The sequence below is a fragment of the Shewanella sp. BJSY2023SW007 genome (assembly GCF_047314525.1).
Taxonomy (GTDB): domain Bacteria; phylum Pseudomonadota; class Gammaproteobacteria; order Enterobacterales; family Shewanellaceae; genus Shewanella; species Shewanella chilikensis.
On the sequence record NZ_JBKORL010000005.1, the window covers coordinates 22,873 to 37,662 of the forward strand.

17 protein-coding genes are annotated in these 14,790 nt (G+C 52.7%); 12 read left to right on the top strand and 5 right to left on the bottom strand.

Going from position 1 to position 14,790, the window contains the following annotated elements; translation table 11 throughout:
• Positions 1 to 46: 46 nt before the first annotated feature.
• Entirely contained in the window at positions 47 to 1,753 is a 1,707-nt protein-coding gene (locus ACMHXE_RS01350; protein ID WP_101054859.1) for a formate--tetrahydrofolate ligase, read from the top strand.
• 60 nt (positions 1,754 to 1,813) lie between these two features.
• On the opposite strand, the gene ACMHXE_RS01355 is transcribed toward ACMHXE_RS01350, so the two are convergent.
• Positions 1,814 to 3,433 carry a mechanosensitive ion channel family protein gene (locus ACMHXE_RS01355; protein WP_101054861.1) on the bottom strand — a complete coding sequence of 540 codons (1,620 nt, stop codon included), beginning with the start codon at positions 3,431 to 3,433 and terminating at the stop codon, positions 1,814 to 1,816.
• Between the two features lie 180 nt (positions 3,434 to 3,613).
• Between ACMHXE_RS01355 and ACMHXE_RS01360 the strand changes: the two genes are divergently transcribed.
• A complete protein-coding gene (locus ACMHXE_RS01360; RefSeq protein WP_101054864.1) occupies positions 3,614 to 3,949 on the top strand; it encodes a hypothetical protein in 336 nt (111 codons plus the stop codon).
• A gap of 4 nt (positions 3,950 to 3,953) precedes the next feature.
• On the opposite strand, the gene ACMHXE_RS01365 is transcribed toward ACMHXE_RS01360, so the two are convergent.
• A complete protein-coding gene (locus ACMHXE_RS01365; RefSeq protein WP_037436329.1) occupies positions 3,954 to 4,079 on the bottom strand; it encodes a hypothetical protein in 126 nt (41 codons plus the stop codon).
• 235 nt (positions 4,080 to 4,314) lie between these two features.
• Here ACMHXE_RS01365 and ACMHXE_RS01370 point away from each other — a divergent pair, with 235 nt between their 5' ends.
• The 6 genes from ACMHXE_RS01370 to rraB all read left to right on the top strand — a co-directional run bounded on the left by ACMHXE_RS01370 (position 4,315) and on the right by rraB (position 8,861).
• Entirely contained in the window at positions 4,315 to 4,614 is a 300-nt protein-coding gene (locus tag ACMHXE_RS01370; protein ID WP_101054866.1) for a DUF2946 domain-containing protein, read from the top strand.
• A gap of 83 nt (positions 4,615 to 4,697) precedes the next feature.
• Positions 4,698 to 5,897 (top strand): hypothetical protein, encoded by a 1,200-nt coding sequence (locus ACMHXE_RS01375; RefSeq protein ID WP_101054869.1) that lies wholly within the window; start codon positions 4,698 to 4,700, stop codon positions 5,895 to 5,897.
• Positions 5,881 to 6,789, top strand: a complete 909-nt coding sequence (locus ACMHXE_RS01380; RefSeq protein WP_101054872.1) for a metal ABC transporter solute-binding protein, Zn/Mn family — start codon at positions 5,881 to 5,883, stop codon at positions 6,787 to 6,789. Before ACMHXE_RS01375 ends, ACMHXE_RS01380 begins: the two co-directional genes overlap by 17 nt.
• Positions 6,790 to 6,791: 2 nt before the next feature.
• Positions 6,792 to 7,553, top strand: coding sequence for a metal ABC transporter permease (locus tag ACMHXE_RS01385; RefSeq protein WP_101054876.1), 762 nt, complete (start codon positions 6,792 to 6,794; stop codon positions 7,551 to 7,553).
• A 149-nt stretch (positions 7,554 to 7,702) separates the two neighbouring features.
• Complete coding sequence (locus ACMHXE_RS01390) at positions 7,703 to 8,446, top strand: 1-acylglycerol-3-phosphate O-acyltransferase (protein WP_039034463.1); 744 nt, start codon at positions 7,703 to 7,705, stop codon at positions 8,444 to 8,446.
• Positions 8,447 to 8,477: 31 nt separating this feature from the next.
• Positions 8,478 to 8,861 (top strand): ribonuclease E inhibitor RraB, encoded by a 384-nt coding sequence (gene rraB, locus ACMHXE_RS01395; protein WP_101054880.1) that lies wholly within the window; start codon positions 8,478 to 8,480, stop codon positions 8,859 to 8,861.
• Between the two features lie 76 nt (positions 8,862 to 8,937).
• Here the strand turns inward: rraB and degS are convergent, their stop codons facing one another.
• The 3 genes from degS to ACMHXE_RS01410 form a co-directional block, all read right to left on the bottom strand.
• Positions 8,938 to 10,020, bottom strand: a complete 1,083-nt coding sequence (degS, locus tag ACMHXE_RS01400; RefSeq protein WP_101054883.1) for an outer membrane-stress sensor serine endopeptidase DegS — start codon at positions 10,018 to 10,020, stop codon at positions 8,938 to 8,940.
• Positions 10,021 to 10,169: 149 nt separating this feature from the next.
• Positions 10,170 to 11,525 carry a Do family serine endopeptidase DegQ gene (gene degQ, locus ACMHXE_RS01405; protein WP_101054885.1) on the bottom strand — a complete coding sequence of 452 codons (1,356 nt, stop codon included), beginning with the start codon at positions 11,523 to 11,525 and terminating at the stop codon, positions 10,170 to 10,172.
• Positions 11,526 to 11,667: 142 nt separating this feature from the next.
• A complete protein-coding gene (locus ACMHXE_RS01410; protein ID WP_101054888.1) occupies positions 11,668 to 12,021 on the bottom strand; it encodes a ZapG family protein in 354 nt (117 codons plus the stop codon).
• A gap of 215 nt (positions 12,022 to 12,236) precedes the next feature.
• On the opposite strand from ACMHXE_RS01410, the gene zapE reads away from it, so the two are divergent.
• From zapE to ACMHXE_RS01430, 4 genes are all read left to right on the top strand, one after another.
• Positions 12,237 to 13,331, top strand: coding sequence for a cell division protein ZapE (gene zapE / locus ACMHXE_RS01415; protein WP_101054891.1), 1,095 nt, complete (start codon positions 12,237 to 12,239; stop codon positions 13,329 to 13,331).
• Positions 13,332 to 13,629: 298 nt separating this feature from the next.
• Positions 13,630 to 14,058 carry a 50S ribosomal protein L13 gene (gene rplM, locus ACMHXE_RS01420; RefSeq protein WP_025009334.1) on the top strand — a complete coding sequence of 143 codons (429 nt, stop codon included), beginning with the start codon at positions 13,630 to 13,632 and terminating at the stop codon, positions 14,056 to 14,058.
• A 14-nt stretch (positions 14,059 to 14,072) separates the two neighbouring features.
• A complete protein-coding gene (rpsI, locus tag ACMHXE_RS01425) occupies positions 14,073 to 14,465 on the top strand; it encodes a 30S ribosomal protein S9 (RefSeq protein ID WP_025009335.1) in 393 nt (130 codons plus the stop codon).
• Between the two features lie 112 nt (positions 14,466 to 14,577).
• Positions 14,578 to 14,766, top strand: coding sequence for a DUF2065 domain-containing protein (locus tag ACMHXE_RS01430; protein ID WP_101054894.1), 189 nt, complete (start codon positions 14,578 to 14,580; stop codon positions 14,764 to 14,766).
• The last annotated feature ends 24 nt before the right edge of the window (positions 14,767 to 14,790 follow it).

Here is a 14,790-nt window from a genome sequence, read left to right on the forward strand (position 1 = left end):
GGGTCCTTTGATCTATTTGCTTTGGCCCTTGTGGGAGTTTTACTGAATGTTGAAGGACATAGAGATCTCTAGAATGACGCCGAGGCGTCCCATTGAGCATATTGCTACTGAGCTGGGGTTGCGTCCCGGTGAGTTCAGCTGTTACGGCGACCACAAGGCAAAAATCCCGCTGTCCTTGCTCGAACGGGTCTATGACTATCTGCCCGGTAAGCTGATTCTGGTGACTGCGATAACCCCTACGTCACACGGTGAAGGCAAGACGGTGACCAGCATAGGTTTGACCCAGGCCCTGCATGCGCTCGAACACAAGGTCTGCGCCTGTTTGCGCCAGCCCAGTATGGGGCCGGTCTTTGGCGTCAAAGGGGGAGCTGCCGGCGGTGGTTATGCCCAGATAGTGCCGATGGAAGAACTGAATCTGCATCTTACCGGGGACATTCACGCCATTACCAGCGCCCACAATCTGGCCGCCGCCGCGCTGGATGCCAGGCTGCATCACGAGCAACGCCTCGGGGCGGCAGAGTTCAGCCGTCGCAGTGGCTTGGATGCGCTCAATATCGATCCGGAAAAGCTCTTTTGGCACAGGGTGATGGATCATAATGATCGCAGTCTGCGGCAGATTCAGGTTGGGCTGGGAAATAACAATGGCCCCGAGCATGAGTCTGGCTTTGATATCACCGCCGCCTCTGAGCTGATGGCCATTTTGGCCCTGAGTCGCGATCTTGCCGATATGCGCCGCCGTATCGGCCAGGTGTTGCTGGCACTCGATACCTCCGGACAGGCCGTCACAGCCGAGCGGCTCGGGGTTGCCGGTGCCATGTGTGCCATTTTGCGTCAGGCGCTGGAGCCGACACTGATGCAGACCCTCAACGGCGCCCCTTGTCTTATCCACACTGGGCCTTTTGCCAATATCGCCCATGGCAATTCCTCTATCATTGCCGACGAAATGGCGCTGAAACTCAGCGACTATGTGGTCACAGAGGGTGGCTTTGGCTCTGATATGGGCTTTGAGAAGTTCTGCAATATCAAGGCGCCGATTTCCGGACGTCAGCCGGATTGCACCGTCTTGGTGGCGACCTTGAGAGCGCTTAAGAGTAACGCCGGGCTCAAGGGAGAGGCTGTAAGTCGGCCTAACCAACAGGCACTGGAGCAGGGCTTTGCCAACCTGGCCTGGCACCTGGCCAATGTGCGCCGCTACGGCACATCTGTGGTAGTGGCCATCAACCGTTTTCCCGAAGATACCGAGCAGGAGCTTGAGTGGCTGAGACAGGCCTGTCTGACTGAGGGCGCCGATGCTTGTGAACTCAGTGAGGCCTTTGCACTAGGTGCCGATGGCGCCAAGGCTCTGGCCGAGTCGGTATTGGCGGCCATTGGCAAGGGGGATGGCTTCAAGCCTCTTTATGACCCTTCGCTTGGACTCGAGGCCAGCTTGGCAACCTTGGCCGAGCTTGGTTATGGCGCTGCCGGGGTAGAGTTGTCGGCCAAGGCCCGTGAGCAACTGGCCGAGATCCGGCGCCTTGGCGCAGACAAGCTGCCTGTGTGTATGGCCAAGACGCCAATGTCTATCAGTCACGATCCCAAACTCAAGGGCACGCCAAGCGGTTTTACCCTGCCAATCACTGAGCTTAGGCTCAATGCCGGAGCCGGTTTTGTCACCGCCTTGGTGGGCAAGGTGATGACAATGCCTGGGCTGGGTTTGAACCCAGGCTACCTGCATATCGATATCGATGAACAGGGTGAAGTGATAGGGCTTTAACTCGGCAATGACAAAGGGCGCATCTGCGCCCTTTGTGGTGTTGGATACTGCCGCACCGGTTTAACCGCGGTAGAAGTGTACATCCCGCTGCGGGAATGGAATGCTGATCCCTTCCTCGTCGAAGCGCATCTTCACCGCCCGGGTGATGTCCCAGTAAACTTCCCAGTAATCTTCCGGCCTGACCCAGGGGCGCACCACAAAGTCCACCGAGGATTCACCCAAGAGGTGCAGTTTAACCGTGGGCTCAGGGTGTTTAAGTACTTTGGGATGCTCTTGCACCAGTTGCTCCAGCACGGCTTCGGCCTGTTCGATATTGTCGCTGTAGCTGATGCCGAAGGTCATATCTACCCGCCTGTGATGCTCGGCGGTGATATTGTTGATGGTATCGCCCCAAATTTTGTTGTTGGGAACAATCAGTCGTTGGTTGTCCAGGGTCTTGATGGTGGTAGATACCAAGCTCATATGGCTGACTCTGCCTGTGACTCCGGCGGCATGGATCAGATCTCCGACATCAAAGGGACGGTAGATAAGGATCATCATCCCAGAGGCGAAGTTGGACAGGGTATCCTGCAGCGCAAAACCGATAATCACCCCGGCAATACCGAAACCAGCCAGCAGTGGGCCAAGTTCGAATCCAAGCTGTGACAAGGCTATCAGCAGCCCCAGGGTGAAAATAATCTTGCCGGAAAGCGAGGTGAAGAAGTCTTGCAGCAGCTTGCTGAACTTGAGTTTGGAGTTACTGACCGCCTTGGCGACGATTCGCTTGGTCAGTTTGGCCAGCAAGACGGTGATTAGCAAGATAAACAAGAAGATAAATATCTTGAACAGTATATCCGGCCCACCTTCAATCAACTGCGCCTTGGCGATATCGAACCATTGTCCGGCCAGACTGGAGACGATATCGATATTGAGGACGTCCTGGGTGATATCCCCGGAGATGGCAAACAAGGTCTTTTTCAGATCGCTGGTATCTACATCCAGTTTATCCAGCATGCTTATCACTGCACTCAGGCTGCTGCTGTTGTTTTCCAACCGTTCTTTTAGCAGGGTCAAGGTCTTGCTCTGCTCGCTGCTGACATCTTTGCCCGCCAGCGCATTTTCGGCTATTTGTACCCCCAATTGTTGCTGGTTATAGCTCACCAGACTCTCGAGCAACTCGGCTCTGACGATAAGACGTTGCTTGAGTGATTCTTTCGCCTGGCTGACATCCTGTCCCAGTTGTTCTGACCAATTGAGCAGTTCCAGCAAGCCTTTTTGAATTTCATCCTTTTCCAGACTACGGCGGGATATCTCAAGCATCAGCTGTTGATCTTCCCCTTTGCCGAGCTTGCCCTGCAGCGACACTATCTCCTTGTCGAGATATTGCACCATTTGCTGCAGGAGTTGTCGCTGCGCCTCCAGGTGCGGCAGAACGCTCATCAGGACCTGAGGGGCTGCATTCTTGTCGCCAATGGCATCTATGCTCTCTTTGAGTTTATTTCGCTGCGCCAGAGTCAGCGCCTTGATCCTAAACTCAGTCACTGCCTTGAGTTCGCCTTTGGCAGTGCGAAGCTGTTGGATATTTTGTCTTATAGTTTGCTGCATCAAAGTGAGCTGCTCGGTGGCGAGCGGTTCAGGTTCAGATGCAAAGGATTGCCAGGAAAGAGTTAAACACAACACGAGCAAGAGAGATCTAACCATGTTTTTGTCCGATTTTTATCTGTTTTTCTGAAGTGTTTGAGTCAATAAATATGACACGAAAATTTCCATGGTGCCTAAAAAGCGCGTGGATTTGTGGTTTTTAACACATAGGAGATATAAGGCGGACGCCAGCTTTGCTAGAATAGCGCCCCTTTGTCGAACTCGCCGGAGAACGCCCGAGTGTTATGCTCCAATTGCAATAAAACCTTTAATGTTTCTCAGATAGCCCAACAGCGGGGCAGCGGCTTTTCTGCGCAGATCCAGTGCCCTCATTGCGAGGCCTGGCTTGGAAAGACGCCTTGGTTATTGAAATTGAAACTGGTGGGTTTTTACCTGGGACTGGTGGCGGCGATCTGCTCCTGGTTGATACCAGAGACCAGGCACTTCGGGATACCTGTTGCAATCCTTGGGCTGATAGTCTTGCTGATCAGCCACCTGATGGATCATCTGCACACGGTTGAGGCACCGGTTAAAGTTGAAGAGGATGATTCGGCGCAGCGGCAGAAGTATCGCTGAGGGCTCAGTCTACCACCTGTACCTGATTGGCCAGGGAGGTTTCTACGTAATAGATACCGCCCAAAATGGCGCCGCAAAACAGAATGGCAAATAGGATAATCCCCAGGTTATTTTTGAGAAATGCCAGCATAGCTTTTCCTTTGGTTAGGCTGCTCCCATGGGCGAGCCCGCGCGAGCACAAGAGTATAGGGTAAACCTTAACCGCCAGAGCTTAAGCAGAACTTAATCTCAGCCCGGCCGGTGGTTTGCGCCGAAACCTCTGCGCCGTTACATATCTTGTAACTTTTAGTTTCAGCTTCGCCTTGTTAACCTTGTTGCAACCTCGGGGCAGGCTGGCTTACACTAGCGCCGGATCTATCTGGGGGATGTTAGGTTTGGATATCGCTGTTCGTACAAGAAGCACTATTGCCATATGGCTTGCCGCCATATTGGTGCTCTTGTCTGTGGCTGCATCGGCCCACAGCATTTCCCATCTCCAAGAGGGTCACAAGACCCACTGTACTCTCTGTTTTCATCAGCATCAGCTGAATAAGGTTATGCCCGGCACCGGGCTGCACCTGGATACTGTCAAACAATCCTATATCAGAGTCAGTTTTACGGCTCCTTCCTGGCAGGCGCCCCACGTTCGTCTGTTCAACAGTCGTGCTCCTCCTGTAACAGCCTGAATTTAAAGAAACCTCTATTTAAATTTTTTGCTATCGACCGCATGGGATTGCGGTGCGATGACTGCTGTATTTCAGGAGCTAAAATGACTGTTTTTTCAACTCGTATTTCGCCTCTGGTCTTGGCCTGTGGCTTGGTTTCCACCTGTGCCATGGCCCAGGACCCTTCGCTGACCAATCCGGCGATCAGTGCGGTTTTGGATGGCTATTATCAAACGGCGGACCGTCCCTTGGCCGAGCGCCAGGAAGGTTTTGGTCTGGGGGAAACCGAACTGGCGCTCAGCGCCAATATTGATGATATGTTCTATGGCAAAGTCACCACCATCATAGAAAACCATGATGGTGATACCGAAGTGGAGCTGGAAGAGGCTTTTATTCAAACTTTGGCCATGCCCGCCGGGTTTGCGGTGCGCGCTGGTCGTTTCCTGTCTGACGTGGGCTATCTCAATAATCAACATCCCCATACAGACGCCTTTACCGACCGACCAGCGGCTTACCGTGCATTCTTGGGCAATCACTACTTCGATGATGGTATCCGCTTGAACTATGTGGCACCGACTGATCTTTACTGGGTCATGGGACTGGAGGCCTTCAAAGGCGACAAGATGCGTGCCGAAGATGAACACGGAGAGCGCGAATTCAAGGATGTGGGTGTCTATAGTGCTTACACCAAGATAGGTGGTGATATAGGCGCAGACAGCTCCTGGCAGCTGGGGTTGTCATATCTGCGCAACGAAAATGGCCGCCTGACCCCCTTTGAAGAACATGCGGGTGAGGAAGAGGAGCATGATCACGACCACGAAGGTCACAGCCATGGTGCCGCCTATACGGGTGAAAACACCTATATCGCCGACTTTGTTTACAAGTGGGCGCCTAACGGCAACTACAAGTATCAGCATCTGACTGTGAGTGGTGAATATTTCCGGGTGGCGGATTTCGTTGCCGAGGCCGAGCATGAGCATCACGAGGATGAACACGCTCATGCAGAGCCGAAAGATTACCATCAGGGCTGGTATCTGAGCGGTGTCTACCAATGGAGTCCCAGCTGGTCTACCGGGATCCGTTACGGTGAGCTGGATACCCAGCAGGCCCATGATGATCATTTCCACGGTCAGAAGCTGAAAGAAACTGAGGTCAGCCTGGCCTGGCATCATAGCCATTTCTCTACCGTAAGACTGCAGTACACCAATCAGCGTGGCACTAATTTCAATGGTATCGAAGACGACAATGTTATCACTCTGCAATACGTTATGACTCTGGGGGCCCACGGTGCGCATCAATTCTAAATTTGTCGGCCTGGCCACGGCCGCTTTGACTCTGGTGGCCAGTTGGCAGGCTCAGGCCAGCCTGAATATTTTTGCTTGTGAACCTGAATATGCCGCATTGGCCAAGAGCTTGGCGCCTGATGCGGACATCTATTCGGCCACAACGGCCTTGCAGGATCCTCACCAGGTGCAGGCTCGGCCCAGTTTAATCGCCAAGATGCGCCAGGCTGATCTGGCGGTCTGCGCCGGTGCGGATCTGGAAATCGGTTGGTTGCCTATGCTGCAGATGAAGTCATCCAACGCCAAGGTACGCTCTACGGATCAGGGGCTGTTTTTTGCCGCCGATCAGGTTGAGACTCTGGATAAGCTGGATTCGGTCGACCGCAGCATGGGGGATGTGCATGCCAAGGGGAATCCGCATCTGCACTTTGACCCTTATCGGATGCTGGATATCGCCAAGGCGCTGAGCGCCAAGCTGGTGGCTCTGGATCCTCAAGGAAAAGCCGACTATGAGGCTGCGCTCAAGGCATTCAGCGAGCGTTGGCAGCAGGCGATTCCCAAATGGGAAGCCGAAGCGGCATCACTCAAGGGCCAGAAGGTTATCGCCTATCACACCAGTTTCCGCTATCTGTTCAACTGGTTGGGAGTTTCTCAGGTCGCAGATCTCGAGCCCAAGCCCGGGTTGCCCCCCAGCAGTTCGCACTTGGCCTCACTGCTTGAGCGGGCAGGGCAAGGGGATATCAGTGCCGTGGTGGTGGCTTCTTATCAGGATGAGCGCGGCGCCAATTGGCTGGGTGAAAGAGCCAAGCTGCCGGTGTTGGTGTTGCCCATGTCGGTCGGTGGAAACGCCCAGAGTCAGGATCTTTTCAGCTTGTATGATAGCGCCATCTCGCTGCTCAAGAGCGTGAAGTGATTATGGACAGCGGACTGTTCAGCATACTCCTGCCGGCCTTTGCGGCCGGCCTCTTGGTGCTCTCAACCCATGTGGTATTGGGGCGCCAAGTGTTGAAGCGCGGGATTATCTTTATCGATCTGGCGATTGCCCAAGTGGCGGCACTGGGGGCGATAGTGGCGCATCTTAACCATGATCTGGAGGATATTCCTTATTCTCATGTATGGATGCCTGCATTGTTTGCCCTGGCCGGGGCCGGAATCATAGCCTGGTTGTCACGTAAAATGGCCTCTGAACTGGAGGCCATGATCGGCTGCTTCTACGTGTTGGCTGCAGTGGCTGCCATGTTGTTGCTCTCCAACGACCCTCATGGCGCCGAGTTGCTCAAACAGCTGATGTCGGGGCAGATCCTTTGGGTCAACTGGCCACAACTGATCTTGCCGGCTCTGGTTTATGCTCTGGTGTTGGGGCTATTGCTGTGGCGCCCGTCTTTGCTCAATGGCGCCGTCTTCTATCCCCTGTTTGCCCTGGTGATAACCCTGTCGGTGGAGTTGGTGGGGGTTTATCTGGTGTTCAGCACCTTGATCCTGCCTGCACTGGCGCTGAATAAATACAACGGCCGTTTCGCACTTGGCTGGGCCTATCTGGTCGGGGTATTGGGTTATGTCGCTGGCCTGTGGGCCTCGGCGAGTTATGACCTGCCTAGTGGCGCCGCCATAGTGGCAACTCTGGCACTGAGCGCTCTGCTGTTTCGTATACTGTTAAGTTTCAGCGACCCTCGCTGAGTCAAGGAAGTTGAGAACAAGCCCCCAAATGCGGCCCGGTGGCCGCATTTTTTCTGCTGTTAAAAATCAGCGCACAGATGTAAACAAAAGATTGAGCCGCAGCAGGCCTGTAGCTATACTGTCCGCCGTTGCATAAGCGGAGTAAATTTATGCTGTTGATAGTCCGTTCTCTGCTGCTGGCAGTGCTCTTGTTGCTGGCCTTTGTTTTTGGTGGCATTTTTTGCATTTTACGCCCGAGACACAGAGATAATGTACACCTGTTTGCCCGACTTTTTTCGGCGGTAGCGCCTATATTGGGTGTTAAAGTCATAGTGCGAGCAGGCAAAACCAAACCGGGTGAGCCCTGTATCTTCCTGGCGAATCACCAAAATAATTTCGATATGTTTACCCATACTGCCGCGGTTCCCAAGGGCACTGTCAGCCTGGGAAAGAAGAGCCTGTTGTGGATGCCGCTATTTGGTCAGCTTTATTGGCTTTCGGGTAATATTCTCATCGATCGCAAGAACCGTGCCCGCGCCTTTGAAACCATGGCCGAAACGGCGCGCAAGATCAAAGAGAAATGCCTCTCTGTGTGGATCTTTCCTGAGGGTACCCGTAGTCGCGGTCGCGGCTTGTTGCCCTTTAAGGCAGGGGCATTTCATACCGCCATAGCCGCCGGAGTGCCTATGGTGCCGGTACTGGCTTCCAATCAGTGCCATATCAAGCTTAACCGTTGGAACAATGGTGTGGTGATTATTGAGATGATGGAGCCGGTGGCAACCCAAGGCTTGAGCAAGGCTAATGTCAAAGAGTTGTCCGATAAGATCCATGCCACCATGGCCAGTAAGCTCAAACAACTCAATGCCGAGGCGGCAGCACTTATGGGTAAAACTGTGCCCGCGGATATCGTATAATACCCTCTGACCTATTTTTTCGGAGACAAGCATGTCCATTGAACGTCTGTTGCAGGCACAGAAGCAGGAAAACCGTGACATTATTCAGTCCTTGCTGGATGACGGTTCTGAGGCCGATGCTGAATACACCATAGAGCACCATTTTTCGTCCACTAACTTTGACCGTCTGGAAAAAGCCGCAGTCGATGCCTTTAAATTGGGCTTTGAGGTTAACGATGCTGAAGAGGTGGAACTGGATGACGGTAGTCTGATTTTCTGCTTTGACGCTATAGCTTATCATCAACTGGAAGCCGAGCTTCTGGATAAGGCCTGTGAGCAGTTGCTGCAGCTTGCGGTCAAGCACAAGGTCGACTATGACGGCTGGGGCACTTATTACATAGGTGACGAGCTGGAAGATGAAGACGACGAAGAGTGAGTCCTGCTACCAATAAAAACACCGGGTTATTGACCCGGTGTTTTTATTTCTGCCATCTTAACCGGCAGATTTATTTTCAGTTGTAGTCGACCGGCTTTTCGCCAATGACTACTGGAAGTTCTATCTGTTTACCGGCGCGGATCACCTGCAGGGTGACCTTGGTACCGGGGGTGGTCTCGGCAATCCTATCCATCAGCATATAAATGCGGGTAACGTCTTCACCCTGATACTGAGTGATTACATCTCTGGGTCTCAGGCCAGCCAGTGCTGCCGGGCCGTTGGGTTCTATGCCGGTCACTACTACGCCGCGAAGATCCGGCAAGTTGAGTATTTGCGCCACAACCGGGCTAACGTCTTCACCCGAGATCCCCAAGGCACCGCGAATAACTCGGCCATCCTTGATCAGTTTGCCCATGACGGCGTATGCCAGCTTGATGGGAATGGCGAAGTTGATGCCATGGCCGCCCCCTTCACCACCTATCTGGAAGGCGGCGGTGTTAATGCCTATGAGTCCCCCATGGGTGTCAATCAAGGCGCCGCCCGAGTTACCAGCGTTGATGGCGGCGTCGGTTTGCAGAAAGTCCAGGTATCCTGTACTCAGGCCATTACGGCCGGTGGCACTGATGATCCCCTGAGTGATGGTTTGTCCCAGGTTATAGGGGTTACCTATGGCCAGCACCACATCGCCCACCTGAGGAGGGCTGTTGAGGTTAAGCGGCACCACGGGTAGATTTTCGCCCTGGATCTCCAGTACGGCCAGGTCGGTTTCCGGATCCTGACCGACCACTTCGGCCCCGAATTTTCGACCATCCTGTAACGCTACCACAATCTCATCGGCCTTCTTGACCACATGATAGTTGGTGAGAATGTAGCCTTCTTTGCGCATGATGACGCCTGAGCCCAGGCCCTGCAGCGAACCGCCGTTAAGGGGGCGGCTTTGGTTGATGCTCAGGCTGTAGATATTCACCACCGCAGGCGCGGCGCGGCGTACCGCTTTGGCAAAGGACAGCTCTGCACCACTGTTTCCCCTGAACTGCAACAGGTTACCACCAAGATTGCCTTCGCCCATAAAACGGCTGACCAGCAGAAAGACTGCTGCCATTACCAGGCCAAAGACCACTGCTTTGCAGATATAGATCAGGGTTTCTTTCATTGTGATGATATTGCTGAATATTAAAAAAGGCTCGTTAGATTAGCATGTTTCTTGCTATTACGAACAATAGTCAAGGCCCGGGAAGTTAATTTTGCCCTGAATTGGGCGCCGGAAATAAAAAAAGCGGGGAGAACCCCGCTTTTTCAGGATGGCTGTCAACCTCTGAGGATCAGATACAGGCTGCTATTGCCCCTGACTATCTTCAGTGCCACCGCGCCTTGTTGCTCTTTGAGCTCTTCTTTCAGCGCTTTTAGGGTGGTGGTCTTGGTGCGGTTGACCCCAACAATCAGGTCACCTTTTTGTAAGCCGCTCATGGCCGCAGGAGAGTTCTGGGCGATATCGGTGATTTCGATACCTTTCTTGCTGTTCTCCAGTGTGGCACCGGCCAACATTGGATGAACAGCGCCGGCCGCAGTTTCTTTCACCTGGCTGGCTTCACCCAGGGTGACTTTGACTGTCTTGTCATCACCATCACGTATCAGGCCAAGCTCTATTTTACTACCGGCACCCATGGTGCCAATCTTGGCCCGCAGTTCTTGGAAGCTCTTGATCTTGCGCCCATTGATGCTGACGATAATATCACCGGCCTTGATGCCTGCCTTGTCGGCGGCACTGCCTTCCATCACTTCACTGACAAAGCCACCGTGCTGGGTCTCGAGACCGAAGCCTTGAGCCAGTTCATTATCCAGATCTCGGCCCATGACCCCCAACACACCGCGGCGAACCTCGCCGTGTTCGATAATCTGATCTACCAGGCTGTGAACCATGTTGGCCGGTATTGCGAAGCCGATACCAACGTTACCACCGCCGGGAGCCACAATAGCGGTATTGATACCGATAAGCTCGCCGCGCAGGTTAACCAAGGCGCCGCCTGAGTTACCGCTGTTGATGGCGGCATCGGTTTGAATAAAGTTTTCCAGCATCTCTATGCCAAGACCGGTGCGCCCCAGAGCACTGACTATACCTGAGGTGACGGTTTGCCCAAGACCGAAGGGGTTACCTATGGCTACGGCAAAGTCACCGACTCTCAAGTCATCCGAGTCGGCGGACTTGATTGCCGTGAGGTTGTCGGCTTCAATCTGCAGCAGAGCGATATCGGCGTCTTTATCTTTACCTATCAACTTGGCCTTTATTTCACGGCCGTCGTGTAGACCTATTTGAATATCATCGGCGCCATCAATCACATGGTTGTTGGTGACTATGTAGCCCTTATCGGCATCTATGATGACACCGGAGCCCAGGCCGCGGAAGGGGCGCTCCTGTACTTGCTCCTGAGGGGCATTGGGGCCAAAGAAGTAGCGGAAGATATCCGGTACCCGTTGGCGGGAAACCTGAGTGCCGGAAACGGCGACAGAGACAACTGCCGGAGTAGTTTGCTCCAACATGGGGGCCAGGCTCGGCATGGTTTGGCCGGCAACAGCTTGAGGTAGAGCGGCCTGGGAAACCACAGGAGCCAGTGTCAGCGTGGCTCCAAGCAGGGCGGCGGAAACAAGAGATAACTTGGTCTTCATCTATGCATTGCTCCTAATACGGGATCAAATAACCATGTACTGTTTGCCACCAAGGTGGCTGAATCGTAAGGGCTCTTACGAGCGTTCGGTAATTAATCCGACTTTAATCTTGTTTAAAAAGTTCATCCTTCATTAATAAAGATTAATTTTTAATGCTTTCCGGCGAAAGTACGGCGTCACTCTTGTCATCAAGGTCACTGATACTGGATTGCATAAATGGCAAAGGGGCCAATTGCTCCTCTTTGGCCAATCTTTGGCTGCCCTGATTCCAATGTTGATTGAGGCGATTGATTTGCTCTGTCAGTTGTCCCAGCAGTGCTCTCTGTTCGGCCAGATGGTCACTGACCTCTTGTTTGTGTTGGCTCAACTCCATCTTGCTGCGTTCAATTGCCACACTTTTACTACTCTTGCCGAGTCCGCGGCTGACCAAGGTCTTACCGATATAACCCAGTATTAACCCCAGAATAAAAGCCGCAAACACCAGTGGCCATTCCATATCGACTCCTTAAGTTTGTCTTTGTGTCTTATGCTCTTGCCCGATCCCATTGGGATATTAGGCAAAATATACCCCGAGCGTGGGTCTCATGATACCATTTGCCGCCCTAACTCTGTTGCGTGAGTTGGCTTAAGGAAAGTGGGAACAAGTCCTCGTGGGACTTGTTCCCACTTTCCTAGGTACCCATCAAATAAGGTTAAAAGAGAAGAATTCAAGTGTCGCAGTTAACCCCCTGGCAGCATTACCAACAAGATCTCACCCGTGAGGATTTCAGCCATGACCCGGCGCAGGAGCAAGCGGTAAAGGCATTGCAGCGTGTTTATGATGAGCTGCAAAGGCCGCAAAAGTCCGGATGGCGCAATTGGTTTAGCCGGGAAAAAAACGCCAAGGTTCAAGGACTTTATCTCTGGGGCGGTGTTGGGCGCGGCAAGACCTATCTTATGGATACCTTTTTCGATGCCCTGCCGGGTGAGCAGAAACTGAGGGCGCATTTTCATCGCTTTATGCACAGAATTCATCGGGAGCTGGACGAACTCAAGGGAACCCGGGACCCGCTGTTGGTGATAGCCAAACAGATGGCAGCGCAATATCGGGTGATCTGTTTTGATGAGTTCTTTGTTTCGGACATCACGGATGCCATGTTATTGGGCACTCTGTTCGAGGCCCTATTTAAGGAAGGGGTAGTCTTGGTAGCTACTTCCAACATAGTACCGGATGACCTTTACAAGAACGGTTTGCAGCGAGCCAGATTTTTACCGGCTATCGCCGAAATCAAGGCCAACTGCCAGGTGCTGAATGTCGATTCAGGAATTGACTACAGACTGCGAACTCTGGAGCAGGCTGAGATCTACCATCATCCACTCGATGAAACCGCCGAATCCAATCTGCAACGTTATTTCACCCAACTGGCGCCCGAGTCAGAAGTCTCGGAAACGCCGCTGGAAATCGATGGACGCAGCATAGTTATCCGCAAACAAGCCCAAGGTGTTTTGCTGGCCGACTTCCGCGCCCTGTGCGATGGGCCGCGCAGTCAGCGGGACTATATGGAACTGGCGCAACTGTTTCATACCGTGCTGCTCAGTGGCCTGGAACAAATGGGCGCCCAGCAGACAGGGGATGATATCGCCCGTCGTTTCCTGGCGTTGGTGGATGAGTTCTATGAGCGGCATGTGAAACTGATCATTTCGGCCGAGGTGCCGCTCGAGCAGATTTACACTGATGGGCAATTGAGTTTCGAGTTCCACCGTTGTCGCTCCCGTTTGATTGAGATGCAGTCCCGGGATTACCTGGCGCTGGAACATCTGCCATAGCTAAAAGGGAGATCCGCTTAGGTGTGGAAAATTCAATCAAATAGCCATACTCAATAAGCCTTGGATGGCGGCAAAGTGCTAACAGCTTGAAAAAGATCGTCTTTTAAGGCGAGATATTAAAAAGCAGGTGATTTTTAGTTCAGCTTTGACTATAATCCGCCACCTGCCCACGTTACTCCGCCGATTGGGCGGATTTAAAAGCCAGTTTCTTTGCTCGAAGGGGCAGAGGAAGGCATTTTTGTGTTATCTGCATCCGCAGGTAGCATGTGACAGAATTTAACTTTGGGTTTTTGTAATAATGAAGACTTTTACTGCTAAGCCAGAAACTGTAGCTCGTGACTGGTACGTTGTTGATGCCGAAGGTAAGACCCTGGGTCGTATCGCCACTGAAATCGCTCTGCGTCTGCGTGGCAAGCACAAGGCTGAGTACACTCCTCACGTAGATACCGGTGATTACATCATCGTGATCAACGCCGAGAAAGTAACTGTGACCGGTAACAAGGCTGCAGGCAAGACGTACTACTCGCACTCAGGCTTCCCAGGTGGCATCAAGCAAATCAGCTTCGAGAAGCTGCAAGCTCACAAGCCAGAAATGATCATCGAGAAAGCAGTCAAGGGTATGTTGCCAAAAGGCCCCCTGGGTCGTGCCATGTTCCGTAAGCTGAAAGTTTACGCTGGCGCAGAGCACAACCACGCTGCACAACAACCTCAAGTTCTTGATATCTAAACGGGATTAAGCAAATGGCTGCAACTCAGTACTACGGCACTGGCCGTCGCAAAACTTCAACTGCTCGCGTATTCGCTAAAGCAGGTAGTGGCAACATCGTTGTTAACCAACGTCCTCTGGATGTTTACTTTGGTCGTGAAACCGCTCGTATGGTTGTTCGTCAACCGCTTGAGCTGGTTGAAATGACTGAAAAACTGGACATCTATGTAACTGTTAAGGGCGGTGGTATCACTGGCCAAGCTGGCGCTATCCGTCACGGTATCACCCGTGCTCTGATGGAGCTGGACGAAGCTCTGCGTCCTACTTTACGTTCTGCTGGTTATGTAACCCGCGATGCTCGTAAGGTTGAACGTAAGAAAGTGGGTCTGCGTAAAGCACGTCGTAAGCCACAGTTCTCCAAGCGTTAATATCGCTTTCGAGATACCAAAAACCCAGCGTATGCTGGGTTTTTTTATGGTTGAGATTTATCTCTGACAGCCCTGTATACTTTGGGCACTCGTGGCATAAAGGGAGAAAATCATGAGTTGGCAATTGTTGTTGATAGCCTTGGGTTTGGTATTGATACTTGAAGGCGTTGGGCCCTTGTTGTTCCCCAACCGCTGGCGTCGTTATCTGCTGGAGGTAGCTTCCCAACCGACCGCCATCATGCAACGCCTGGGCGGCGTCCTGGTTGTTGCAGGAATCGTCATATTGATTATTTTTTCATAAATACTTGCCCTTTCCATGCCAATA